This window comes from Nocardia sp. NPDC004260 (assembly GCF_053603155.1).
This window is the reverse complement of the sequence record NZ_JBSGEZ010000095.1, coordinates 1-23240: the sequence shown is the minus strand read 5'-3', so window position 1 is coordinate 23240 and position 23240 is coordinate 1. Positions and strand designations below refer to the sequence as shown.

The window sequence follows — 23240 nt, the reverse complement described above, 5'->3', positions numbered from 1 at the left end:
GGGCAAACCAGCCCGATCACCTACGAGCAACAGACCGCCAGTAAGGTACCGCTCGCAGCATGACAGCCGGTGTCCACACATCGGGGGGAACCGCCGTGCTCACGTCCCGCAATGTCCGCGGCGGCCGACTCGTCGACGCCGCCCTCGGCGGACTGAACTACCAGATCGAGCACCACCTGTTCCCGTCCATGCCGCGGCCCAACCTGCGCCGGGCCAAGCCGATGGTCGAACAGTTCTGCATCGAACTCGAGGTGCCCTACTGCGAGACCAGCGTCTTGGACTCCTACCGCCAAGCGCTGAGCCACCTCCACGCCGTCGGCCGACTCGCCGGCCCGCAATCGCCGTAGCCGACAGCCGACCCGACTGACTTCTCACCTCAGCTGAACCATTACAGCGCTACCTACCGGCTTCTGTGCTGGTCAGCTCGTTCCGCGGCACAGCAGGGCACTCGGACGCGATCCTGTCAGCGGACCCGAGCACCTTTTCGCCCGCTCGGCGTGACATTTTCGCGACCATTTCGTAATGTATCGGTGACCTATTCTCGACTGTAATCGGTAGCCGACATCATGCCTGGTCAACACCGTAAACGGACCGCAGCCCGGAAGCTCAGCGCCCTGGCCGTATGCGGCATCGCCGCGGCCCTCGCCGTCGTGTTGTGGGCCGTATCGCGACCGGGCCTGGAGGCTCAGCATGCCGCAGCGGCCGATTCGCCGCCGTCGGCAGCCGGCGCGCCCCCAACCAGCGTGCCGTCGATCACTCGGCCGCCAGCGGCAGCGCCCTCGGCCGAGCAGCCACCACCGTCGGCCAGGGAGGCTGCGCAGCACCTGCCACCACCGCCTCCCCCTGTACCGTGCTCGACCGAACTCGCAGGCACACGGCCGCACGTGGCGCAGGTAGGCAACCTGCTCAAGAAGACGTTCGCCGTCGCCGACATCGGCGGCGCCATCGGCCGTAGCGACGGCGACCACGGCGCAGGCTTGGCACTCGATCTCATGACACCCGATTCGGCGCGGGGCGACGCGATCGCCGAATACGTGCTGGCCAATCAGCAGCGTTTCGGTGTGACCTACGTGATCTGGCGGCAGCGGTACAACGATGGCAGCGGTTGGTCCTATCTGGAAGACCGCGGGAGCCCGACCGCCAATCACTACGACCATGTGCATGTGTCGTTCGACAAGGCCGCCCAGGGGGACGTAGCCTGCTGAACTTCATTCGGTGGATGGCCGGAAAAAGTTCGTGCCGTCCGGCGACTTCGCCGGGCGGCACGAACCTGTGTTCAAGGAAGCTCAGCGCTCGCAGCACTGGGAGCTGTCTCCCTATCGGGCAAACGGACTCTGGGGGTCCACCCGCCGCATCTGCTTCGATGCGGCGAATCGACCAGTTCAGCTGCAGCGAATTCACCGCTGTAGTGCGGGCCGCTGTGTGGAGCGGAGCGGCGCAGGGAAGCCCGGACCCGAAGGGGCGACACGGACGAAGCGGTGATCTACCGAGACCGGATCAGGAGGCGGGCTGGGGCTGGGTCAGGTCCCGGATGCCGGTGATCGCATCGATAATGTTGACGACGGCGGAGGTGCCCCCGTCGAGGGCCGAGCTGCCGGAGTCCAGCATGGCGGAACCGGAGGATGAGCCGGCCGAGCCAGTGGACGAGCCACCGTCGGCCGAACCCGAGGCCAGGCCCGCGGAACCGGTGCCGGCGGAGGGGGCGGCGGAGGCCACCGCGACCGGGCCGAAGAACAGGGCAGCGGCGGAGACGGTGCTGGCGGCGAGAAGGGCCTTGCGAGAGAACATCTGCGGAGCTTCCTTTCACAGTGGGATAACGACGCCATCACGGCGCACCAGCAACGTTAAGAAAAAGAAATCTACAAATCCACTTCTGTTGCTGTGGGAATCATCACCGTTAATAGTTGGCTAACTGAATATTTTCCCGAGGTAACACAAATTGATCTTCATCCCTCGGTGAAGTCGATGATCAAATTAAGTCGATTTCTCGACGCGCCGCGTATCGACGTGCGGCGGAGCCGATCTCGCGGTGCGCTTCCATTCGGTTCGGCGCGACGCGAGCCGACAGCACACTCGGCGCCACCGCCAGGGGGAGTCCAGCGTGACCTGCTAGGGGACGGATCGCACTGCGGCATGTCGGTACAATTCACATCCGATGCGCGCCCCGTGACGGCTCTCCCGTGCCCAGTCGATGCATTCGACTACCGAACGCCCCTCCGGGTGATCCATCCAAGTGGAAGCATGCTCTCCACTTTCGATCCACTATTGCGCAAATTTGCGGATCCGTGCCGTCGCTATCGCTTTATGGCACCAGAAGCAACACATCTTCTGCAAATATGCAGACAATGCAGGAGCCTCATTACGGACGGCTGTTGATGATGAAGTCGGCGACTGCATCCCGTCGCGGACCTGCCGGATGTGCTGACTGATTCGGACAGGTCATGCCGACGATGCCGCTGAGACTGCCTTGGAGCCTTGGCGTCGACGTGAAGACGAGCATGCCGCCTGCGCTGAGCCCGCACAGCACGATCGGCCGGTGGTCCCGGGCCCGGTCGTGTGCGACGAGGTCGACAAGAAGGTCGACCCAGTCGTCGTTGATCAGGTTCGCGTCTGGCTCGACCGTTTCGCCCCTGTCTCGGCTCGATGCTCCGACGGCCGGTAGTCGAGTCGAATCGGCTGATCTTGAATGGGGTATGTTCGAACGGTCGGCACGGCAGGAGGATTCGAGGATGACCGCAGTGAACGGTATGTCGGTCGACGTCCGGACACCCGAGGGTGTCGCTGACTCGTATGTCGCCTACCCCGACGATGGCGCCGCCCATCCGGGAGTGCTCGTGATTCAGGACGGTTTCGGACTGCGGCCCAGCCTGCGATCACTGGCCGATCGGATTGCCGCCCATGGCTACACCGTTCTGTTGCCGAACGCCTATTACCGGCACGGGCGTGCGCCTGTGATCGAGCTGCCGGATTTCATCGACCCGGGGGAGCGGCCGGAGATCTTCCAACAGGTCTTCCCGATGATCCGCGAGCTGACCCCGGAGCTCCTGCGTTCGGATGTCGGCGCATATCTGGAGTGGCTGGCAGCGTCGCCGCAGGTCATCGGGGCAAAGGTCGGCGTCACGGGTTACTGCATGGGTGCGCGGCTGGCGGTGTTGACCGCCGCCATGTTCCCTGATCGGGTTGCGGCGGTGGCAGGATTCCACGGCGGACCGCTGGTCACCGATACCCCGGACAGTCCGCACCTCACTCTCGAACACATCACGGCGGAACTGTATTTCGCCCACGCGGGCGAGGATCACCACATGACTCCCGAACATATCGCCCTGTTCGACAAGGCGCTCGATGCCGCCGGTGTCCGCCACCGTACCGAGGTCTACGAGGGTGCCCAACACGGCTACACCCAGGCCGATACCTCCGCACACGACCCCGAGGCCGATGAACGGCACTACCGCGAACTGCTGGCCCTGTTCGACCGCAATCTGCGCCAGTAACCCTCAGCTCAGGGGTGGGGCTGACGCCGACGATCTGGATCTCGCCGATGTCGACGCCTCCGTCCAGCGGTTCGGCGCGGGCCCGCCTTCAGGTCCGGGGCCGTCAGCCGCAGGCGATATGGGTGGCTCGAGGTGCCACCCGGTGCAGGTGTGCTCTTGCCGTGTCCGGTGGTAGACGGCCCCGGAATCCTGAGGCTGTCAGGAAGTGCAAAGTAGCTTCGGCGGCAGCGGGTTTCGTCTAGCGTGCCGGGCGTGCGTCAGGATTGGTCGACCGAGGATCTGATCGGTTCGTGGACGCTGGTCGGGGACGATTGGCAGCGGGTGGGGAACAAGACCGGGGCTACACGGCTGGGCTTCGGGCTTTGTCTGAAATTCTTCGAACTGGAGGCTCGGTTTCCTCGCGGCCCGGAAGAGTTCACGCCCTCGGTGGTGTCGTATATGGCCGGGCAGTTGAAGGTCGATCCTGCCGAGTTCGCCGCGTACCCGTGGTCGGGGCGGTCGGCGAAGTATCACCGTGAGCAGATCCGTGCGGCATACGGCTTCCGTGAGTTCAGCGTTGGTGACGAGGACAAGCTCACCGGTTGGCTGGCGGCGGAGATGTGCCCAGTGGAGCTGCGCGACGAGCAGTTGCGTGAGGCGCTGTTGGTGCGCTGCAGGGCCGAGCGGATCGAACCGACGACGCCAGGCCGGATCGACCGGCTGATCGGGTCGGCGCGGGCGAGTTTCGAGAAACAGTTCTGCGAGCGCACCGTCTCACGGCTGAGTGAGCTGTCGGTCGACCGGTTGAACAATCTGGTCGCGGTCGGTGCCGCACCGCTGGCGTCGGGCCGGAATCTGTTGGCGGAGTTGAAGTCCGGCCCGGGCAAGGTCAGCCTGGAGACGTTGTTGCGGGAGGTGGACAAGCTGGCCGCGGCGCGGGCGCTGGAACTGCCCGCAGACTTGTTCGCCGACGCCAGTGACAAGCTGGTCGATGCCTGGCGGGCGCGGGCAGCCCGCATGTTCCCGTCGGATCTGCGGGATATGCCGGCACCGACCATGCTGACGCTGCTGGCGGCGTTGTGCTGGGTGCGGTCGGGAGAGATTACCGACGCGCTGGTGGATCTGCTGATCGATCTCGTTCACAAGATCGGCACGCGGGCGGACCGGCGGGTGGAGAAGGAGCTGACCGAGGACCTGCGCCGAGTGCGTGGCAAAGAGAACATCTTGTTCCGCCTCGCCGAAGCGGCCGTGGACCACCCCGACGACATCGTGCGCGAGGCCCTGTACCCGGTGGTCGGGGAGAAGACGTTGCGCGAGCTGGTGAAAGAGGCGAAGGCCAACGATCAGGTGTTCCAAGCGCGGGTACGCACCGTGCTGCGCAGCTCGTACTCCAACCACTATCGGCGGATGCTGGCGGCGCTGGATTTCCAGTGCAACAACACCGCCTACCGGCCGGTGATGGTGGCGATGGAGTTGTTGCAGCGATACGCGAGCATCGACGGCAAGGTCCGCTTCTACGACAAACACGCCCTCGCCCCGCTCGATGGCGTGGTGCCCAAGGCGTGGCGGGAGGCGGTGGTCGATGAGAAGGACCGCGTCGAGCGCATCCCGTACGAGCTGTGTGTGCTGGTCGCGCTGCGGGACGCGATCCGCCGCCGCGAGATCTACGTCGACGGCGGAAACCGGTGGCGCAACCCCGAAGACGATCTGCCCGGCGATTTCGACACCGCCCGCGAGGTGCACTACGCCGCGATCCGTCAGCCCCTCGACCCGACCGAGTTCATCAACGGATTACAGCAGCGCATGAGAGAGGCCCTGATCCGCCTCGATGCGGGCCTCGCCGCGAACACCACGGGTGGTGTGCGGTTGACGCGGCGGCGCGGTGAGCAGTGGATCAGCGTGCCGAAGCTGGAGAAACAGCCGGAGCCGGAGAATCTGGAGAAGATCAAGGCCGAGGTCGCCCGCCGCTGGGGCACCCTGGACCTGCTGGATGTGCTCAAGGACGCCGATTTCCTCACCGACTTCACCGCCGAGTTCACCTCGGTCGCCTCCCGCGAGGTCATTGATCGTGACACGCTGCGAAGACGACTGCTGCTCGACCTGTTCGCCCTCGGGACGAACATGGGAATCCGGGCGATCGTGAACACCGGCGAGCACGAGGAGTCCGAGGCTGCGTTGCGGCATGTGCGCCGACACTTCATCACCCGCGACAATCTGCGCCGGGCGACAAGGAAGCTGGTGAACGCAACCTTCGCCGCCCGGGATCCGAACTGGTGGGGTGCGGGCACCGCCTGTGCCAGCGATTCGAAGAAGTTCGGCTCCTGGGAGTCGAACCTGATGACCCAGTACCACCAGCGCTACGGCAGCCCGGGGGTGATGATCTACTGGCACGTCGAACGCAACCGCGTCTGCATCTACTCCCAGCTCAAATCGTGCTCGTCGTCGGAGGTGGCGGCGATGATCGAAGGGCTGCTGCGGCACTGCACCGACACCGATATCGAAGCCAACTACGTCGACACTCACGGCGCGTCGGTCGTGGGGTTCGCGTTCACCGAGCTGCTGGGGTTCAAGCTGCTGCCCCGGTTGAAGAACATCGGTTCGATCGGTTGTACCGGCCCGACGACACCGCCGTGTACGGGGAACTGGGCCGGGTACTTACCCGCCCGATTAGGTGGGATCTCATCGCTCAGCAGTACGACCAGATGGTCAAATACGCGACCGCGCTGCGCCTGGGCACCGCCGAGAGCGAGTCGATCCTGCGCCGGTTCACCCGCGGCGGCCCGAAACACCCCACCTACCAGGCCCTTGAGGAGTTGGGGCGGGCTGTGAGAACGATCTTCGCCTGCGACTATCTGGCGTCGGAAGAACTCAGGAGGGAGATCAACAGCGGGTTGCAGGTGGTGGAGAACTGGAACTCCGCCAACACCGTCGTGTTCTACGGCAAGGACTCCCAGCTCACCGGCGCCGACCGCGAGCACGCCGAGGTGTCGATGCTCGCGCTGCACCTACTGCAATCGGCGATGGTCCACATCAATACCCTTCTGCTGCAAGCCGTCCTGGAAGACCCGCAGTTCCACGATCTGGTCGGGGACAACGAACGCCGCGCCCTGTCGCCGCTGTTCTGGTCCAACATCAACCCCTACGGACGCTTCCGGCTCGATATGACCACCCGCCTGGACCTGTCCCGGGAACGAGTCGCGGGATAGTGGTTGCCGTTAAGGATCGAGTCAGGGAGCGGCAAGCGAGGCGTGACGCCAACGAATGTCCGTCAAACGCTCTGGGTGCACTCCCGCGTTTGGGCGTCAGGGTCAGCAGTTCAACGGCGTGCGCAAGCGTGTGCGCACCGTCTTCTCGTCGAGGTCAACTGGCGGCGCAAACCAGCAAGAGCAAGATGCGGCGACGAGAGGTAGCGGAACGCCTCCCAGTCACGATTGCCCGCGGTTCGACGAAGCGCGGGCCCTCCAGTCGCGGCAATCCGACCCGCCGATGTCAGTCGATGTCACACCACCCAGGCGTCGTAGTCCTCGACGAGGATGCCGGGGTCGCGCTCCTCGGCGATGAGCCGGATCGCCAGGAACGGCAGGGTGTGGCGGCCGCCGTCGGGACGCTCCTCGAGGTACGGGCGGCCGAGGTAGTCGCTCTGCTCGGGGTCGCCGCGCCGGTAGAGCCAAACGCCGCCGTGCGCGCGCCGCATCGCCTCCCCGGCGTACCAGCCGGCCCCATCGCGGAAGCCGTCGTCCGCCGGGTCGGCCGCGAGGACCAGGCGGCCCAGCGCCTCGACCGACGCGCGGGAGAAGTCCCAGTCGACGCCGGTGCCGTACCGCCGCGCCCACGCGGGAAACGCTCGCTCCCACTCGACCAGCCACTTCGCGAGGTGCTCCCGCTCGTCGGCCGTGTAGACCATGGGGTCGAGCACCGGCGTGCGCTCCTTGCCCGGCGACCAGCCCGGGTGAGCAGCCCGGTGCGCCGCGACCACCTCGGCCCACGCCGCGTATTGCCGCCGCAGCGGATCCCCGCCGAGCGTCGCCGCGTCCACCAAGTCGAGCGGGTTGACCGGCTCGAGCCCCAGCGCCGGGTCGGCGTGGATCGGCGGCACGACGAACAGCTCCGGCCGCTCCTGCTCCGCCCAGCCCCCGCCGGCCAGCCGCAGCAGAGTCTCGCCCACATAGCCCGCGGCGCCCTCGACGATCCATTCCGCGTCCTCGAAGTCCCGGAACTCGGCGGGTGTCTCGAACCGGGCAAGGTACCGCTCCAGCCCGGCCAGCGACCCGGGCGAGAAGTCCAGTTGGAGGCGCTCCTGTCGGGCGAGGACCTCCTGGAGGAAGAACACCGCGTCGGGCAGCCGGAAGATCCAGGGCTCCGGCTCTTCGTCAGGCGTCATGCCGGCCACGCTACTGCCCCGCCGCTCACCGCCGGAGCCCCTCCAGCACACGCTGAAACACCGCATCGCCAACACCAGCCCCAGCCACCATCACCGTCTGGCCAGCGAAGGCTGCTCGCGAAAGATTCGCCACCACGGCTCTTGGAGGCTGAGCCAGCACGCACCGACAGAATTGGTGCCCTGGTGATAACGGGCTGGGCGGGTAGTCGATCATGATCTCGGTGTGCTGATCTTGATCTGAAGGTTTTGCTTCCATCTCTGGACAACCTGAGCATCGAGCAGGTCGTCCGTCACGGGCCCACCCTACGGATCTATGCCAGCATCACCACGCAAGGCGCGCTCTGTCCGGTTTGCACCCTCAGGTCTTATCGGGTGCACAGCCGCTACCAGGGGCGACCGTAAGAACGTGTCACCAGGTACATGAGCGCTACGCCCGGGGTGCGGCTCTGCTGATGATGCGGTGGATGGTGGAGCGGCCGACGCTGTATTCCTGGGCGAGGTCGGCCAGGCTCGCGTTGTCGTCGGGGTCGTGATATCGGCGGTGGATCGTCTTCCGTGCCGCCAAAGGCAGTTTCGGCTGTTTGCCCTTGAGACGGCCCTTTGCGCGGGCCTTGGCCATGCCCTCGCGGGTGCGCAGGTGGTTGAGGTTGGCCTCGAATTCGGCGACCATGGCGAGGGTTTGCAGGAAGAGCTTGCCGAACGGATCGGCCCAGTCGTAGATCTGGCTGCCGAGCCCGAACAGGACATCTCGCTGGCGCAGACTGGTGAGGATCTCGCCGGCCTCAGCCATGTTGCGCGCGAACCGGTCGAACTTCGTGGTGGTCAGTACCACCTGCCGGTCCGTGACCGCTGCGGCGGCGGAGGTGACTGCGGTGAGCGCGTTGTCCAGGCCGGTGCGGTTGCGGCGGGTGGTGCCGGAGAATCCCTTGTCGATGAAGATCCGCTCGCGCGGTACCGCGAGAGCGAGTAGTTGCTCGGTTTGGATCTCGACGTCTTGTTCGTCGGTGGAGCAGCGCACGTATCCGACGCGGAAGGGCTCGATCACCGTGCGATCGTTCCATATGACGGGGTTCACCGAAACGGCTCGTGGAACACCTCTACGGAACACCCGCGATCATGGAAGGAATGGTCCCGCTGTGGTGTTCCGTTGGCCGATCATCTTACGGAACACTCGATGAGGTTCAACCGGTGGTGTGGTCGGAGAGCTTATTGGCAGCGGTTTCTCGACGCTGGCAGGGCTCAGGCCGGTCGTCGTTGCACAGCATCGGAGATGACCGCCGCCACGAACCTTTCGACTGCCGAGGTAACCGGGGGACCGGGGTCGCTGTCCGTGAACAACAGATGCCCGCCACCGACGAGGGAGAGGGTGAGTGAGTCGATGTCCGCGTCGGTTGCGATGCGCCCCAGTTCCCGCTCGGCGGTCAGATAAGTGGAGATCGCGGTCGTCGCCTCGGCGAGGATCGCCATGCCGCCGCCGGGCCTGGCTTGTCGAAGTCGTGCGCGCAGCTCGTCACGGAAGGTGATGAGCGGGATGATCGCCATCGGAACCGGTCCGAGCAGAATGGTCAGCGCGCTGGTCAGATTGGCGGCCACCGTGCCGGTGCCGGCGGAGGCGCGCAGCGCACTCGCCTGTGCCTCGAGCTGCGCGGCCCGGTCGAGCACAAGGTCGGTGAGGAAGGCGTCGAAGTCGGTGAAGTGCCGGTGCAGAACGCCTTTGGCGCAGCCCGCCTCGTCGGTGACAGCCCGGCTGGTCAGTCCGTTCGGCCCATCCCGCAGCAATACGCGTTCGGCGGCGTCGAACAGCTGCTGCCGCGCATCGCGCAAATGCACTCCTGTCGGCACTGACAGATCCTCCAATGCGTCAACCAGTTGCCTAGTGGGCATACGCCCATTAATGTGGGCTCATGCCCACTATACCGCAAGAGCAACCAGAACCGTTTCCGGCGCAGCTGCACAAGGCCCGGGGGATAGCAGAGTCGTTCGGTACGAACGTGCAACGCTACGACCAGGCCCGGCCCGTCTACCCCGACGCCATGGTGGCGCGGATCGTCACAGGCAGCCCCGGGCCCGACGTGCTCGACGTCGGCTGCGGTACTGGCATCGCGGCCCGCCAGTTCCAGGCCGCAGGGTGCACGGTGCTCGGCGTCGAACCCGACGCGGCGATGGCCGACTTCGCGCGAGCCCGCGGCCTGCAGGTAGAGGTGGCAACCTTCGAGGCATGGCAGCCGGGCGACCGGATGTTCGATGCGGTCATCGCCGCTCAGTCGTGGCATTGGGTGGACCCGGTTGCCGGTGCTGCGAAGGCGGCCGGCGTGCTGCGTCCAGGGGGACTGCTGGCGATCTGCGGTCACGTATACGAGCCACCCGCCGAGGTGGCCGAACCGTTCGCCGCCGCCTTCCGGCGGGTGGCGCCGGACTCACCGCTCAACGGTCAACCGGCTCGACGGCCCCTTGAGCTCTACCAAGCGGGATACGCGAAAATCGCCGACCAGATCCGCGAGACCGAACAATTCGGAGATCCCGAACAGTGGCGATTCGACTGGCAGCGGTCCTATACGCGTGACCAATGGCTAGAGCTGCTCCCCACCACAGGTGGCCTCACCAGACTCGGTCCTGATCAGCTTGCCGAGATACTGGACGCGGTCGGCAATGCCATCGACACTCTGGGCGGATCCTTCACGATGGACTACACGACCCTAGCCACGACCGCCGCACGCGCAGCCACTTCCTGACGGCCGCGCACGGCACCAAAGCCGGTCCAGGGTCGATGGCTGCGACGGCCGACACCGCTGCGAGCGCAGCACCGACGACCAAACCCGCGCCCTTTCCGGCGATTCGGGTCCTACCTCTCGTGCAGCTATCCCTCACGGTCCGTGATTCGGCGCGTCGGCGCCGGTGAGCTGGGAGTCCTTGCCGTAGAACACGACTGTGTTGGCGGAGTTCCAGTTGTCCACCACCTGCAACCCGCTGTTGATCTCCCTTCTGAGTTCTTCCGATGCCAGATAGTCGCAGGCAAAGATTGTGCGAACGGCCCGGCCCAGTTCTTCGAGGGCCTGGTAGGCGGGGTGTTTGGGGCCGCCGCGGGTGAACCGCCGCCGGATCGACTCCGACTCGGCGGTGTCTTCTCCCCGACCACCGGGTACAGGGCCTCGCGCACGATGTCATCGGGATGGTCCACAGCCGCTTCAGCGAGCCGGAACAAGATGTTCTCCTTGCCACGCACTCGGCGCAGGTCCTCGGTCAGCTCCTTCTCCACCCGCGTGCCGATCTTGTGAACGAGATCGATCAGCAGATCCACCAGCGCGTCGGTAATCTCTCCCGACCGCACCCAGCACAACGCCGCCAGCAGCGTCAGCATGGTCGGGGCCGGCATATCCCGCAGATCCGACGGGAACATGCGTGCCGCCCGCCCGAGACGAGTCGCACCGGTCTTGTTCCCCACTCGCTGCCAGTCGTCCCTGACCAGCGTCCACGACCCGATCAAATCCTCGGTCGACCACTCCTGACGCACGCCCGGCAACAGTAGACGAATCCTCCTGCACGCGAAGCTATTTTGCGGCTCGGGCCAGCTTCAGGATTCCGGGGCCTAGACGAGGGGAGCGCCGGGCGAATTGTCGGGCCGTCCTGTTCACTCTTCTTCCAGGATCGGCAGGAGCAGACGTGATCTGGAGTGCACCGTATTGACGCTTGGGCTGCCGACGGGGGCGTGACTGAACAGCAGCATGGGGCGGAAGTCCTCGCGGCTGTCGTCACTGGTGAGGATGAGCCGGACGCGGTGCCCGCGGCGGAATCGGCGGGCGTTGGCCACCAGCGGGATGCGGTAGTCGACCGGCTCCCCCGCAGGGACGGGATCCCACGTCCTCATCGGGAGGGCGGGCCTGCCCGTCGCGCTCGCGTCCTCGTCGACGTAGCGCATGCCGGCTCGCAGCCAGCCCTGGGTGACGTCGATGGCTTTGCCGTCCGGTCCGACGTCTTGCAGGAGCAGGATCCATCCCGTGTCGGCCGCACTGCTGGTGGCGGTGAGTCGTAGCTCGGGGTGACCGACCATGTCGAGGTCGCCGAGAAGGGGATCGCTGGTCCAACTCAGTTGTGCGGGCATGGCATTCGCGCCGTCCGTGGCGTAGCTGCGCTCGCCCGGTTGCTCGTCGCCCGTGAGGGAGCCGTCGGAGTTGAGGGACAAGGCCATGTGTGTCGCAGGCGGGGGCCAGGAGTCGGCGGTGAGCCACCGTTCGGCCCCGGGCAGCCAGTAGCGGATGGCGGGGCCTTCGAGAATGCCGGTGTCCCGCCCCTTGAGCCAGTGGTCGAACCAGGCGAGGGCCTCGATGTGCATGCTCTCCCATGGCCAGGGCAAGCTGTGCTCTCCGAGCATGGTCATGCGCACGTGCGGGTTGTGGGCGAGGGCCTTCCAGGCTTGGAAGAGGCCGGGTAGATGGAGAGGGACGTTGGACCACTCGCCGCCGAGGTAGACGGGGATGTCGACGCGGGACAGCAATTCGGTCAGGTCACGGTCGTCCCACCACGCATCTCGGGTGGGGTGTTCGGTGTCCACGGCGTTCAGCAGGGTCCCCCATGGGTGGGCATCGTGGCGGAAGCGGCTGACCAGCCGCAGGCCGAGAGTCGCCTGGACGCCGTCGGTGTGCCTGAACCGGCGGTGGACGGCGGGAATCGCGAGAATTCTGCGCAGGAGGCGGGACAGGCCCTTGCGGTAGAGAGAGTCGCCGTGGGCGGACAGGACGCCTAGCGCACGGAACCACGGGGTGATGAAAGCCTGGCTCAGCAGGCCGTTGTGGTAAGAGGCTTCCCAGGCCTGGACGGTGACATTGAGCGGCGGAACAGGGCCTTGAGATGAGGTGGGCGCTGGGTGGCCGCCTCCATCTGGGTCATGGCGTAATAGCTGATGCCGATCATGCCCACGTTGCCGTCGCACCACGGCTGCCCGGCGACCCACTCGACCAGGTCGAACAGGTCCTGGCGCTCCTGCTCGTCGAAAAAGGTGTAGGTGCCGTCCGAGCCCACTGTGCCACGAAGGTTGGCGATGACATGGGCGTAGCCGCGTGGAACCCAGAAGTCGGTGGTGCCGGCCTCGATGACCGCCGCGGGGGCACCGAGGTCCTGGAGTTGGCGGGGATAGGGTGCCGCCGCGATGAGCGCGGGAAATCTGCCGTCGGCGTCGGGGCGGTGAATGTCGGCCAGCAGCCGGGCGCCGTCACGGACCGGGACAGGCACATTGTTCTCGCGGGTCGTCCCGTGGAGAGCGGGGGACAGGTCGCGATACTCGCGACCTGTGGTCTGCGGTCCGTTCAACTGACGCTGACCGGGCTCCGCACCGGCTGCTCTTACCCGAGCCACGGCATCCTCATTTCCACATATACAGAAATTAACGGGCTAACGGTACGCCCGGCTCCCCGCTACAGGCAAGAGCAATTTCCATACATGCTGAAATATCTGTCGTCGACGACCCGAGCCGCGCTCGGTGGGGCGAACGGTGATGAGCATGGTGCGGCCGCCGGCGTACTCGACCGCGGCGCCGCCCGACTCATCCCTGCGGAGTCATCCGCCGTTCAGGCGCTCTCCGCGACATCCGCGCCCAGGTGACCGGTGAGGTAGTGCTGCACGGTCGGCCCGATCAGGCGGACGACCTGCTCCGTGTGCAGATCGGCGATGCTGTCCAGGGCCCAGACATAACGCGTCATGGCCAGTCCCACGATCTGAGTGGCCACCAAGTCCGCCCGCAGGCCGGCCTCGTCGTCGGGAAGGCTCGCCGATACCGCCTGCAAGACAAGGTCGGAGAAGACGGCGCGGAGGCGCTCCATGGCGAAGGGCTCGTGACTCGCGGCGAGGATGATCGACCGCAGGATCTCCGATGTGGCCGGATCGTCCCACATGCGCAGCGCCGCCTCGACAAAGGCCCGTCCGCGCTCCTCCAGTGGCACTCGAGCGGCCTCCCCGATTGCCGCACCAAAGGATTCCGGCGGCTCCAGCGCCGCCTTCAGCAATCCCATCTTGTTGGAGAAGTAGTAGTTCACCAGGGTGGGGTCCACTTCGGCGGCCTTCGCCACGGCTCGCAACGAGGTTCCGCTGTAACCTCGCTCGGCGAAGGACTTACGCGCCGTTGCGAGGATTCGGTCCGCCTGCGCGCCACGTTCCCCCCGAGGCCCCCGCCCCGCTCGTGCCACCATGTTCCACCGTCTCCTCTGCCGGTTCCGCACTTCCCGACTGGGCGCGACCAAGTTTCCACACACGCTGAAATCTGTTTCAGCCTACCGGGCAATTCAGTTCCCGGTCCCGCGGGAGGCTTCCCACAGCCGTCCGAGCACCGCGAGAGGCAGTGACCCGTATGGCCGCGACGGCCTTCGAAGTGTGTCCTACCGTTATCGCTGCTCTCCGGGCGTAGGGGGAATGAGGTCGAGGGCTTGGGCCTTTCGCAGCGCTGCGATGCGATCGTGCACACCGAGCTTGCGATAGAGGTTCTCGGTATGTTTCGTGACCGTCGCCGCCTTGATCCCGAGTCGGGTGCCGATGGCCTGCGCGGTAAGGCCGTCGCACAGGAGCGCGAGCACCGCCGACTCCCGTGGAGTGATCTTGTACTCCGCGGGATCCGCGCGCATCGTGTGGTGTGCGAAGGCTGCCGCCTCGTGCGCTTCGACCGTGTCGAGCAGCGATCGGGCGAGCGCGGCGTATTCGAGATCGCGGTCGCTGAAGCCGCCACCGCTGCGGCTCATGATGACGCCGCGGATCCGGCCGGGTTCGGAACTCAACGGCAACGCCAGCTGGCGGTCGATGCCTATGGCATCCTTTCCTGCCCGGTACGCCTCACCCTTCCACCAGCGATCGTCGGCTACCTCATCCATCGTCAGTGGGGTTTTGTCTCGCGTCAGCGCATAATGCCGAAGCAGGGGGTGAGACCGCATGTGCGCGTGGATCAGTGCGTCGAGCGGTGCCTCGTGTAGCCAGTCCGGCGACCCGGTGAGCGCATGGCCGGTTCCTGCCCGCCAGTTCAGGTCGATGAGAACCGCCAAGTCACACGGTAGATCGGCGGTCAAGCGTTCCATCAGCAGCGGCCAGACCCGGACCGGCTCCCTTTCGGTGATGATCTGCAACGCGAGATCGTGGATGCGTTTGGCGTCTCCCCCTGGCACAGCGTCCATTCCAGCATTGTGCAGCACCGGTTCCCGGAGATCGGCTCGAGCTGAGAACGGTATACGAAGTTCTTCGTATACCCGCCTTGGAGCGCCGAAATTATCGTTGGTCTCCGTAAGTATCTGGCGGACTGTCCCTTCGGATCGACACGGCGTCGGCCGCAATTAAGGATGGTTCGCCCGGGAAGCGGACCAGGAAGCACGTGCGCGCAAGTTTGCCGGGGGAATGCATGCGAACATTTGTCGTCAATCTCGATCGTGACACCGAGCGACTGACCGTGATCTCCGAGAATCTGGCGCGCCACGGGATGCTCTTCGAGCGGTGGCCTGCTACCGACGGGCGGACGCTGGATCTCGATCATCCGGAGCAGCGCGAAGCTGTCCAGGACTTCGGCCGCTGGGCGTTGCTGGAGGCCGCCTGCGGGATCAGTCATATCAGGCTCTGGCGCCATATCGTCGACCACAGGATTCCGTGGGCGATAGTGCTCGAGGACGACGCCGAGCTGATCTCTCCGCTACCCCACGAGGTCGATGAGTGGGGACTCCCTCCGGGCTGTGATCTCGTCTTCCTGAGCAGCAGGGCCACACCGGGCCGGATTCGGTCGACCGGCGGCAGGTTCTCCTACGCTGACCTGATCGGCGGGGCGGGTACCGAGGGGTATCTCGTCGGACTCGCGGGTGCGGTCAAGCTCCTGCAGATCATGACTCCACTCAAGGATCCGCTCGACTTCCAGATGTACGCCCATGTGGAGTCCGTACAGCGACACGATGCGTTCCCTTATTTCTGGAAACTGCCCATCAATCCGGCCGCTGCGGATGTGCGGCTCAACGCCTACCGCCTCGTTCCCGATGTCGTACGCCATACCGGAGCGGAATCCAGTATCGGGAACAGCCGCCATCCCAGAGCCAGATTCTACTGTCGGCTGCTTCTCGGGCTGGACTTCGCCGACGGAGGATACGGATCGGGCAGCTACACGAACATTCGAGCCGAGTTGGCCCGGCAAACTCGCGATTTCGCCGCACGACGGCCATCCCGGCACGTCACCGACTTCTTTCACGGAGTCGACCTGTCGCATTGCCCGGGTGGACGCGCGTACGACGTCGCGACGACACTCGCCGACCACGGAGTGAACAGCGTTCGCCTGAGCGTTTGGGTCGACGACAACTCGCCGATGAACCTCGAGCACGCCATCGGCTTGGCTCAGGCCGCTCGATCCGCCGGACTCGCGATATGTCTCACTCTGCACTATTCCGACACCTGGGCGGATCCGGGTAAACAGTTCAAGCCAAGGGCGTGGGCATCGCTGCCGATCCGGACGCTGATCGAGGAAGTTCGCCGCTACACCGCGCACACCCTCACCGAGTTCCGCCGTCATGGCATCCAGCCGGCCATGGTGCAAGTCGGCAACGAAATCACCAACGGGATGTTGTGGGCGGAGCCGGGACAAGATCCACGCAGCGGCGCGCGGCTACACCCCGAAGACGGCGTCGAGAGCGACTGGAATCCAGCCGATCAATGGGTGATTCTGTCCGAACTCCTGCGCGCGGCGACGATGGGCGTGCGGGAAACCGCCGATTCCACCCTTATTTCTGTTCATCTCGACCGCGGCGCCGACGTCGAGGGCGCCGAGTGGTGGTTGCGGTACGCGGACCATTTCGACGTCGACTACGACGCCGTGTCGCTGTCGTTCTATCCACTGGCACATCACGACGCTACGATTTCTCGGCTGCGCAGAATCGAATCTCTCTGCGCATCGCGACCGCACAAGAGCGTGTTGATCGGCGAGACGGCGTTTCCCTTCAGACCGATCGCGGGGGACGACCGTACCTACACCGACATCGAGCGGGAGTTCTCCTTCGACGCGCGCGGGCAGGACGAATACCTCAGATCCGCTCTGCGAACCATTGGAAACCTGTCGACGGGATGCGGACTGTTCTGGTGGGGAGCATGTTTTATCGACGACAGCGTCGAGCGGTCCGTCGACTACTTTCGCGCCCACGCCCTCTTCGACGCCGATTGGCGCCCTCTTCCCGCGCTCTCGGCGTTCAAGGGTCGACAGCACAGCCACAGGCCCGAGCGCTGGATCTAGGCCTCTTCGAGAGCTTCGCCGATTTGGTGAGCGACGCGATTGTGCTGGTCCTGCGCCAGCCAGTGACCGGCCGCGAGGACCACCGCAACGGGCCATTCGATGATCTCCGCCGCAGCCAGCGCGCCGAGTGCACCGTAGTACGCCAACTGTTCGGGTCGAGGGATGCGGACTCGGCCCACTACCGGCAGTTCCACCGCGAAACCCTGCGCGGCCAGCACGCGGTCTACGGCATTCCGGTGGCCGGTATGCGATTTTTCGGCCATTTTTTGCCTTCCGGTAAGGGTGTGTTCGATAAGTCGATGCCTGACATCCGCACAGTGTCCTGTGTGATGACAAATGGTGCAGGCGGCGGCTCGGATCAGCTGACGGGCGCGCTGACACAGGTTCTTGCCGTGCCGTTGCGTGAGCTGTACGCAGTGCTGTGGCGCCTCGGGGTCGTCGAGATCGTCGAGTGATCACTCCGTTGCCGACCGCCCGCTGCGACCGCCACGGGGCATGTCGGCGACGGCGGTCGACAACGCCTGCCGCCGACCCACCGGGGCGTACCGCAGGTCCACGTGCGTCTAATGCATGCTCGGCGAGCGCTGCGCCTGGCCCGCGCTCTGCGGCGCGGGAATCGCACGCTCGTCGTCTCGACGGGCGGACTGGCCGCTCGGCGCGTGCGGCTCGGGGCGCCCGGCGCGATCGCCGGCCTCGGGCGGCGACAGCCTGCCTGATCGCTGCCCGAGCTTCTGAACCACCAAGGTAGCGCCGCCGACACCCAGCAGCACCGGCCAGTCCACCAGACCCGTGGCACCGATCGCCACCAAAGTCAGTGCCGCCGCCGGTGTCGAGTGGCTGCCGCTGCCGAGCCCCTTCTTCACGCCGATCGCGGCACCCTGGATGCCGCCGATCACACCGTTGACAGCTGCGCCGCCCACTGCGCCTGCCGCGGCCGTCGTCGCGCCGGCCGTCCGGGCGATCATGTCCACCACGCCTTCGGAAATCTTCATGGGTCACTCCGTTGCGTTCACCATTTGGACACCTACGAGCAAATCAGAGTTTACCTCTGGCGAGAAGTTGGAGCGGGCATTGTGGTGAGTCCGCGATCACTCGTTGTATATCGCGGTGACCTCTGCGGCGAAGTCGCGGAGTACGAGGTTGCGTTTGAGTTTCAACGATGGGGTGACATATCCGTTGTCCTCTGTCAGCTGGGTATGCAGCAGGCGGAATTTGCGGACGGCCTCGGCGCGGGACACGGCTCGGTTGCCGTCGTCGACAGCGGCCTGAACAGCGGCCAGTAGATCGGGGTCCGCGGCGAGATCATCGACACTGGCGTCCTGGGGTTTGTCATGCAGCTGTTTCCACAGGGAAAAGTGCTCATCGTCGATGGTCACCAGGCAACCGACGAACGGTTTGCCGTCGCCTACGACGATCACCTCACCGATGATGGCGTGGGCGCGGATGCGGTCTTCGATCACCGCTGGAGCCACGTTCTTACCGGCGGCGGTCACGATGATCTCCTTCTTGCGCCCGATGATGGTGAGGTACCCGTCCTCATCGAGAGTGCCGAGGTCGCCTGTGGCGAACCAACCGTCGCGGAACGACTCGGCGGTGGCACGCGGGTTGTTCCAATACCCGGTGAACACGTTCGGTCCTCGCAACAGGATCTCGCCGTCCTCATCGATCCGGACCGAGGACCCCGGGAGCGGTTGGCCGACCGTGCCTATCTTCGGCCGGTCGTCCGGATTGAACGTGGCGGCCGCGCACGTCTCGGTCAGCCCGTAGCCCTCCAACACGGTGAATCCGACTCCACGGTAGAAATTGCCGAGGCGTTCGCCGAGTGGCGCGCCGCCGGATATGGCGTGCGTGGCGCGGCCGCCCAGCGCGGCGCGCAGACGCCGGTACACCAGCCGGTCGAACAGCGCATGCCGGATCCGCAGCGGGAGCGGTATGTGCCCGGCGCCCCGGGCCCGGCTGTAGTCGATGGCGGTCGTGGCCGCCAGATCGAAGACGCGCTCGCGGTGCGCGAGTTCCGCTCGAGCGCGTGCGGTGTTGTACACCTTCTCGAAGACTCGTGGCACGCCCAGGATCAACGTCGGCCGGAATGCGCCGAGTTCGGCGGTGACATCTTTGACATCGCTGACGTGCGCGATGTCGACCGGGACGTAGGCCGCCGCGACTTCGGCGATTCGGCCGAGCACATGTGCCAGCGGCAGAAACAACAGCACCGAGGACTCTCCGGTGCGGAACAGCGTCGGCATCCGGGCGGTGATGTTGCCGAGTTCGGCGAGGAAGTTGCCGTGGGTCAGCTGACACCCTTTCGGGCGGCCGGTGGTACCGGAGGTGTACACGATCGTCGCCGGCACGTCGGCCGCTACGGCGGCCCGGCGCTCCACGACGGTGGCGTCGCTGATCCGTGCGCCCTCCGCCGTCAGGTTCGCTATGGCGTCGGCCTCGATCTGCCAGCTGTGCGTCAATTTCGGCAATTGGTCGCGTACCGCGGCGACCACGGCCGTGTGGTGATCGGTCTCTGTGACGATGGCGGACGCGCCGGAGTCGGACACGATCCACTGCACTTGTTCGGCGGAGGAAGTTTCGTAGACGGGGACCGAAATCGCGCCCGCGTACCAGATCGCGAAGTCCACCAACGTCCACTCGTACCGCGTGCGGGACATGATGGCCACGCGATCGCCTGCCTGGACGCCGTTGGCGATCAGTCCTTTCGCCGTCGCCCACGCCGCGGCGCGGAACTGGGCGGCGGTCACATCCTGCCAGCGGCCGCCTACCTTGCGGGAGATGACGGTCAGATCGGGGTACCGCTCGGCGTTACGTTCGATCAAGTCGGTGAGGTTCGCCTCGGCGGGCACCTGGTACAGAGCCGGCAGTCCGAATTCCCGCATGATCGGTCCTCCTCGGCGCTGCCGGAGGGCGCACGATGCGCTCGACCTAGGTGAGCCGCGCACTACCGAGTATGGTCCGCGGCACATCGATGCGGCGATGGACGTTGGCAGTCGCGGGTAAGGACATAGGTCCTCTTCAGTGCTGAGTGGTCGACCCACTGCCGCCGCATGCCCAGGTTCGAGGTAGCCGGTGACGTGCCAGAGTGCCCGCTGTTCGGTGACCTTCGGCCGTCACCTGCGCCACGGGTTCGCGCGATGCTGAATCCAGGCGAAAGCGAGCCCTACCGGTTCCTGGTCACCGAAGCCACCTGCCGGACCGGCTCGAAGTTCGTGCTGGACGGTGGCGCGACCGCGGATCCGGTTTCGCGCCTGCCGGACGAATCTCGATGAGAGGCAAGCGATGCCGACAACACACCCCGATTCCGAGACACTGCGATCCGCGTTGGCGCTGGCATCTCGTGCGCCCTCGGTGCACAACACCCAGCCGTGGCAGTGGCGGCTGGGGCGCGAGACCGTCCACCTGTACGCCGACGAGAGCCGAAGGCTCCCGCACACGGACCCTGACGGACGTGACCTGCTGCTGAGTTGCGGTGCGGCGTTGCATCATCTGCGCGTCGCCGCTCGTGCGGAGGGGTGGGAGACGGTGATCCATCGGCTACCGAACCCTGCCGCGCCCGAGCATCTCGCCGCCGTGGAATTTCGTCCGACCACATGCACGCCCGAGCACGTCGAGTTGGCGCGCGCCATCGGCAAACGCAGCACGGATCGCCGCCGCTTCAGCTCGTGGGAGGTGCCGCCCGCGCATATCGAGGCCATCGTCGCCGCCGGGGTGGCGACCGGAGTGCTCGTGCGCGATGTCGAGGCCGAACCGGCGCGGACCCAGTTGCTGCGAGCGTTCGAACAGGCGGCTTGGCAACATGCGCGTGACGTCTCCTACGGCGCCGAACTCGCCCAGTGGAGCGGCAGGCACGCGGTGCCGCAAGGGGTGCCGGCGCGCAACGCGGTGTCGGCCGAGGCCGACCCCACGGTGCGTCCGTTCTCGAACCCGGGATTGCCGCAGGCGGTAGTGCGTGACATCGATGCCGCCGACCGGATGATCCTGCTGAGCACCAGCAGTGACGATCGGTTGTCCCAGCTGCGGGCCGGTGAGGCCACGAGCGCGGTGCTGTTGACCGCCACGTCGCTCGGGCTGGCGACATGCCCATTGACCGAGCCGATGGAGTTGGCCGACACCAGGGAACGCATCCGTGCCCACGTTCTCGACGACAGCGCGCATCCGCAGATGATCGTGCGGATCGGTTGGGCGGTTCCGAGCGCGGATCCGGTCCCGCCCACGCCGCGCCGCCCGCTCGACGAGGTGGTGCATCCGCTGGATCGGCCGGGTTCATGACGAGGCGTGCCCCGGAGGGGTGATGGAAGGTGCCGCGGTATCCGTCGCGGACGGTTCGCCTGTGGCGATGGCGGCCGTGGAACGGCAATCCACTGATGCGCACTTCGGACCGGTGGGAGGCGCTGGTGCGGCTGTTCGCCGCGATGGCAGTGCTGATCGCCGTGCCGCTCGCCGTTGTCGTGGGCATGGCCGGCAGCACGAAGGCCGCGGAGCGAATCCGGGTGGAGAACTCCGCCAAGGTGGCCGTGACGGCGACGGTGGTGCGCGCACCGGAACCGGTGCTGACAGTCGCTGGACAGGACGACGCCCGGGCACGGTTCCAAGCGCCGGTGCGGTGGAGCCGGGACGGCCGCGAAGGCAGCGCGACCGTCCCGGTCCCCGGCGCGGCGGAACCCGGCAGCCCCGTCACGGTGTGGTTCGATTCGGCCGGGAAGACAACCGCACCACCGCGGCCGTACTCGGACGCGCTGTGGGCCGGAGTCGCGCTCGGCGCGGTCATTTTTGTCGGAATATGTTTTGGCGCAATGGTTTTGGCTCTATCTACCGAAAGGTTGCTCGACCGGATTCGTGGCGCTCGCTTGGCGGCCGAATGGCGGCATCTGAGCGGGCCGATCGGAACGGACATGGAATGACGGACCTGGGACCGAGGAGAGCGCCATGACGGAGAACTCGACCGCGCACGTGGAACCGCCGGACCGGCCGATCGTCGTCGCCGTCGATGGTTCGGCCAGCTCGTATCACGCTGCGGCGTGGGCCGCGGCCGACGCCGCGCTGCATCGTTCCCGACTGCACATCGTCACGTCCGTCGCTGTGCCGCCCGGGTTCGGCCCCGGCGCCACACTGACCGAATCCGATATGGAATGGCGGTGCAAGGACGGGGAACGGGTGCTCACCGAGGCTGCCCGCGTCGCCAGGACCACGGCATCGGGGGAGGCGCTGGCGATCAGTACCGAGTCGACCCTCGAGCCGATCGTCCCGGACCTACTGGCCCGGTCCGAGCACGCGAGAATGCTCGTCGTCGGCAGCCGCGGGCTCGGTGCGTATCGGCGCGAGTTGCTCGGATCGGTGAGCACGGCGATGACGCGGCACGCACACTGTCCGGTCGCGGTCGTGCGTTCGACTTCGGCGACCGACGCCTTCTCCGCGGGAAAGCCCGTGCTGGTCGGGGTGGACGGAACCGACAACAGCGTGCCCGCTATCGAAGTCGCCTTCGAGGAGGCCGCGCGCCGTAAGGTCGGGCTGATCGCACTGCACGCGTGGAGCGATTCGAGCGGTATCGACCTCGTGCCCGGCTGGGATGCGGTGGGGGAACGGGAGGACGCGTTGCTCTCCGAGAATCTCGCCGGATTCGGCGAGCGCTACCCGGAGGTGCCGGTGCGGCGTGTGCTGGTGCGTGACCGGCCGGTTCGTTCTCTCATCGATCAATCGGACGAGGCCCAATTGCTCGTGGTGGGTAGCCACGGCCGCGGTGGGTTCACCGGCATGCTGCTCGGTTCCACCAGCGCGGCGTTGCTGCATACGGCGGAGTGCCCCGTCATCGTGGTGCGTCAGAGCTGACGCGGGCGTCGTTTCGCACCGAAAGCGCTTGCTCGAGTAGTACGCGCCGTTCGGCGGCGGTGATCGCTCGACGGGCTGCGGGTACCGCGTCCGGTGTCACCGAGATGGAGGTGATGCCCATCCGTACCAGGTGTTCGGCGAATTCGGGGCGTGTGGAGGGGGCCTGCCCGCATAGCGAGGCCGTGATCTTCAGCCGTCGAGCTGTCTCGACGATCCTGCCGATCGCGTCGAGTACGGCGGGGTCGGATTCGTCGAACAGCTCGGCGCAGGTGGCGGAGTCGCGGTCGACGCCGAGCATGAGCTGAGTGAGGTCGTTGCTGCCGATCGAGAC

Annotated in this window: 22 protein-coding genes and 3 pseudogenes; 11 read left to right on the top strand and 14 right to left on the bottom strand. The window is 66.2% G+C overall.

Features of this window, described 5'->3' with window-relative positions; all coding sequences use genetic code 11:
* Nucleotides 1-59 precede the first annotated feature (59 nt).
* Nucleotides 60-347, top strand: coding sequence for a fatty acid desaturase family protein (locus tag ACWEO7_RS34180; RefSeq protein WP_452429407.1), 288 nt, complete (start codon nt 60-62; stop codon nt 345-347).
* Nucleotides 348-566: 219 nt separating this feature from the next.
* Entirely contained in the window at nt 567-1205 is a 639-nt protein-coding gene (locus tag ACWEO7_RS34175) for a hypothetical protein (RefSeq protein WP_452429406.1), read from the top strand.
* 292 nt (nt 1206-1497) lie between these two features.
* On the opposite strand, the gene ACWEO7_RS34170 is transcribed toward ACWEO7_RS34175, so the two are convergent.
* A complete protein-coding gene (locus tag ACWEO7_RS34170; RefSeq protein WP_452429404.1) occupies nt 1498-1788 on the bottom strand; it encodes a hypothetical protein in 291 nt (96 codons plus the stop codon).
* 637 nt (nt 1789-2425) lie between these two features.
* Nucleotides 2426-2590, bottom strand: a pseudogene (locus ACWEO7_RS34165) (alpha/beta hydrolase); the annotation flags it as partial.
* Nucleotides 2591-2729: 139 nt separating this feature from the next.
* Between ACWEO7_RS34165 and ACWEO7_RS34160 the strand changes: the two are divergent.
* Both ACWEO7_RS34160 and ACWEO7_RS34155 read left to right on the top strand, forming a co-directional pair.
* A complete protein-coding gene (locus tag ACWEO7_RS34160; protein WP_452429402.1) occupies nt 2730-3491 on the top strand; it encodes a dienelactone hydrolase family protein in 762 nt (253 codons plus the stop codon).
* 243 nt (nt 3492-3734) lie between these two features.
* A pseudogene (locus ACWEO7_RS34155) lies at nt 3735-6676 on the top strand (Tn3 family transposase).
* 293 nt (nt 6677-6969) lie between these two features.
* Here the strand turns inward: ACWEO7_RS34155 and ACWEO7_RS34150 are convergent.
* From ACWEO7_RS34150 to ACWEO7_RS34140, 3 genes are all read right to left on the bottom strand, one after another.
* Nucleotides 6970-7851 (bottom strand): hypothetical protein, encoded by an 882-nt coding sequence (locus ACWEO7_RS34150; protein ID WP_452429400.1) that lies wholly within the window; start codon nt 7849-7851, stop codon nt 6970-6972.
* A gap of 427 nt (nt 7852-8278) precedes the next feature.
* Nucleotides 8279-8896: a recombinase family protein gene (locus ACWEO7_RS34145; RefSeq protein WP_452429399.1), complete on the bottom strand. Its 618-nt coding sequence runs from the start codon at nt 8894-8896 to the stop codon at nt 8279-8281.
* Between the two features lie 194 nt (nt 8897-9090).
* A complete protein-coding gene (locus ACWEO7_RS34140; protein WP_452429397.1) occupies nt 9091-9693 on the bottom strand; it encodes a TetR/AcrR family transcriptional regulator in 603 nt (200 codons plus the stop codon).
* A 62-nt stretch (nt 9694-9755) separates the two neighbouring features.
* On the opposite strand from ACWEO7_RS34140, the gene ACWEO7_RS34135 reads away from it, so the two are divergent.
* The gene (locus ACWEO7_RS34135) at nt 9756-10583 is read left to right on the top strand and encodes a class I SAM-dependent methyltransferase (RefSeq protein WP_452429395.1); all 828 of its coding nucleotides are present in this window, start codon (nt 9756-9758) and stop codon (nt 10581-10583) included.
* Nucleotides 10584-10748: 165 nt separating this feature from the next.
* Here the strand turns inward: ACWEO7_RS34135 and ACWEO7_RS34130 are convergent.
* From ACWEO7_RS34130 to ACWEO7_RS34110, 5 genes and pseudogenes are all read right to left on the bottom strand, one after another.
* A pseudogene (locus ACWEO7_RS34130) lies at nt 10749-10967 on the bottom strand (Tn3 family transposase); the annotation flags it as partial.
* Nucleotides 10968-11479: 512 nt separating this feature from the next.
* The gene (locus tag ACWEO7_RS34125; RefSeq protein WP_452429393.1) at nt 11480-12400 is read right to left on the bottom strand and encodes a CocE/NonD family hydrolase C-terminal non-catalytic domain-containing protein; all 921 of its coding nucleotides are present in this window, start codon (nt 12398-12400) and stop codon (nt 11480-11482) included.
* A 224-nt stretch (nt 12401-12624) separates the two neighbouring features.
* Nucleotides 12625-13200, bottom strand: a complete 576-nt coding sequence (locus ACWEO7_RS34120) for a CocE/NonD family hydrolase (protein ID WP_452429392.1) — start codon at nt 13198-13200, stop codon at nt 12625-12627.
* 212 nt (nt 13201-13412) lie between these two features.
* A complete protein-coding gene (locus ACWEO7_RS34115) occupies nt 13413-14030 on the bottom strand; it encodes a TetR/AcrR family transcriptional regulator (protein ID WP_452429390.1) in 618 nt (205 codons plus the stop codon).
* Nucleotides 14031-14222: 192 nt separating this feature from the next.
* Nucleotides 14223-14999: a response regulator transcription factor gene (locus tag ACWEO7_RS34110; protein WP_452429388.1), complete on the bottom strand. Its 777-nt coding sequence runs from the start codon at nt 14997-14999 to the stop codon at nt 14223-14225.
* Nucleotides 15000-15220: 221 nt separating this feature from the next.
* Between ACWEO7_RS34110 and ACWEO7_RS34105 the strand changes: the two genes are divergently transcribed.
* Nucleotides 15221-17080: a glycosyl hydrolase 53 family protein gene (locus tag ACWEO7_RS34105; protein WP_452429386.1), complete on the top strand. Its 1860-nt coding sequence runs from the start codon at nt 15221-15223 to the stop codon at nt 17078-17080.
* Here ACWEO7_RS34105 and ACWEO7_RS34100 read toward each other — a convergent pair.
* On the bottom strand, nt 17077-17343 hold the full coding sequence (locus ACWEO7_RS34100) for a hypothetical protein (protein ID WP_355078183.1): 267 nt from the start codon (nt 17341-17343) through the stop codon (nt 17077-17079). The genes ACWEO7_RS34105 and ACWEO7_RS34100 overlap by 4 nt on opposite strands.
* On the opposite strand from ACWEO7_RS34100, the gene ACWEO7_RS34095 reads away from it, so the two are divergent.
* Complete coding sequence (locus ACWEO7_RS34095) at nt 17326-17535, top strand: Rv1535 domain-containing protein (protein WP_452429385.1); 210 nt, start codon at nt 17326-17328, stop codon at nt 17533-17535. The two genes, ACWEO7_RS34100 and ACWEO7_RS34095, sit on opposite strands and share 18 nt — an antisense overlap.
* Before the next feature lie 108 nt (nt 17536-17643).
* On the opposite strand, the gene ACWEO7_RS34090 is transcribed toward ACWEO7_RS34095, so the two are convergent.
* On the bottom strand, nt 17644-18072 hold the full coding sequence (locus tag ACWEO7_RS34090) for a hypothetical protein (RefSeq protein ID WP_452429384.1): 429 nt from the start codon (nt 18070-18072) through the stop codon (nt 17644-17646).
* Between the two features lie 96 nt (nt 18073-18168).
* Entirely contained in the window at nt 18169-19962 is a 1794-nt protein-coding gene (locus tag ACWEO7_RS34085) for an AMP-dependent synthetase/ligase (RefSeq protein ID WP_452429382.1), read from the bottom strand.
* A gap of 255 nt (nt 19963-20217) precedes the next feature.
* On the opposite strand from ACWEO7_RS34085, the gene ACWEO7_RS34080 reads away from it, so the two are divergent.
* From ACWEO7_RS34080 to ACWEO7_RS34065, 4 genes are read left to right on the top strand one after another with little or no spacing between them, the layout of a single operon-like run.
* A complete protein-coding gene (locus tag ACWEO7_RS34080) occupies nt 20218-20352 on the top strand; it encodes a hypothetical protein (RefSeq protein ID WP_452429380.1) in 135 nt (44 codons plus the stop codon).
* A 10-nt stretch (nt 20353-20362) separates the two neighbouring features.
* A complete protein-coding gene (locus ACWEO7_RS34075; RefSeq protein WP_452429378.1) occupies nt 20363-21352 on the top strand; it encodes an Acg family FMN-binding oxidoreductase in 990 nt (329 codons plus the stop codon).
* Between the two features lie 29 nt (nt 21353-21381).
* On the top strand, nt 21382-21984 hold the full coding sequence (locus ACWEO7_RS34070; protein ID WP_452429376.1) for an Rv1733c family protein: 603 nt from the start codon (nt 21382-21384) through the stop codon (nt 21982-21984).
* A gap of 25 nt (nt 21985-22009) precedes the next feature.
* Entirely contained in the window at nt 22010-22909 is a 900-nt protein-coding gene (locus ACWEO7_RS34065) for a universal stress protein (RefSeq protein ID WP_452429374.1), read from the top strand.
* On the opposite strand, the gene ACWEO7_RS34060 is transcribed toward ACWEO7_RS34065, so the two are convergent.
* On the bottom strand, nt 22887-23240 hold a 354-nt coding region (locus ACWEO7_RS34060), incomplete at its 5' end, for a putative PEP-binding protein (protein WP_452429372.1). The two genes, ACWEO7_RS34065 and ACWEO7_RS34060, sit on opposite strands and share 23 nt — an antisense overlap.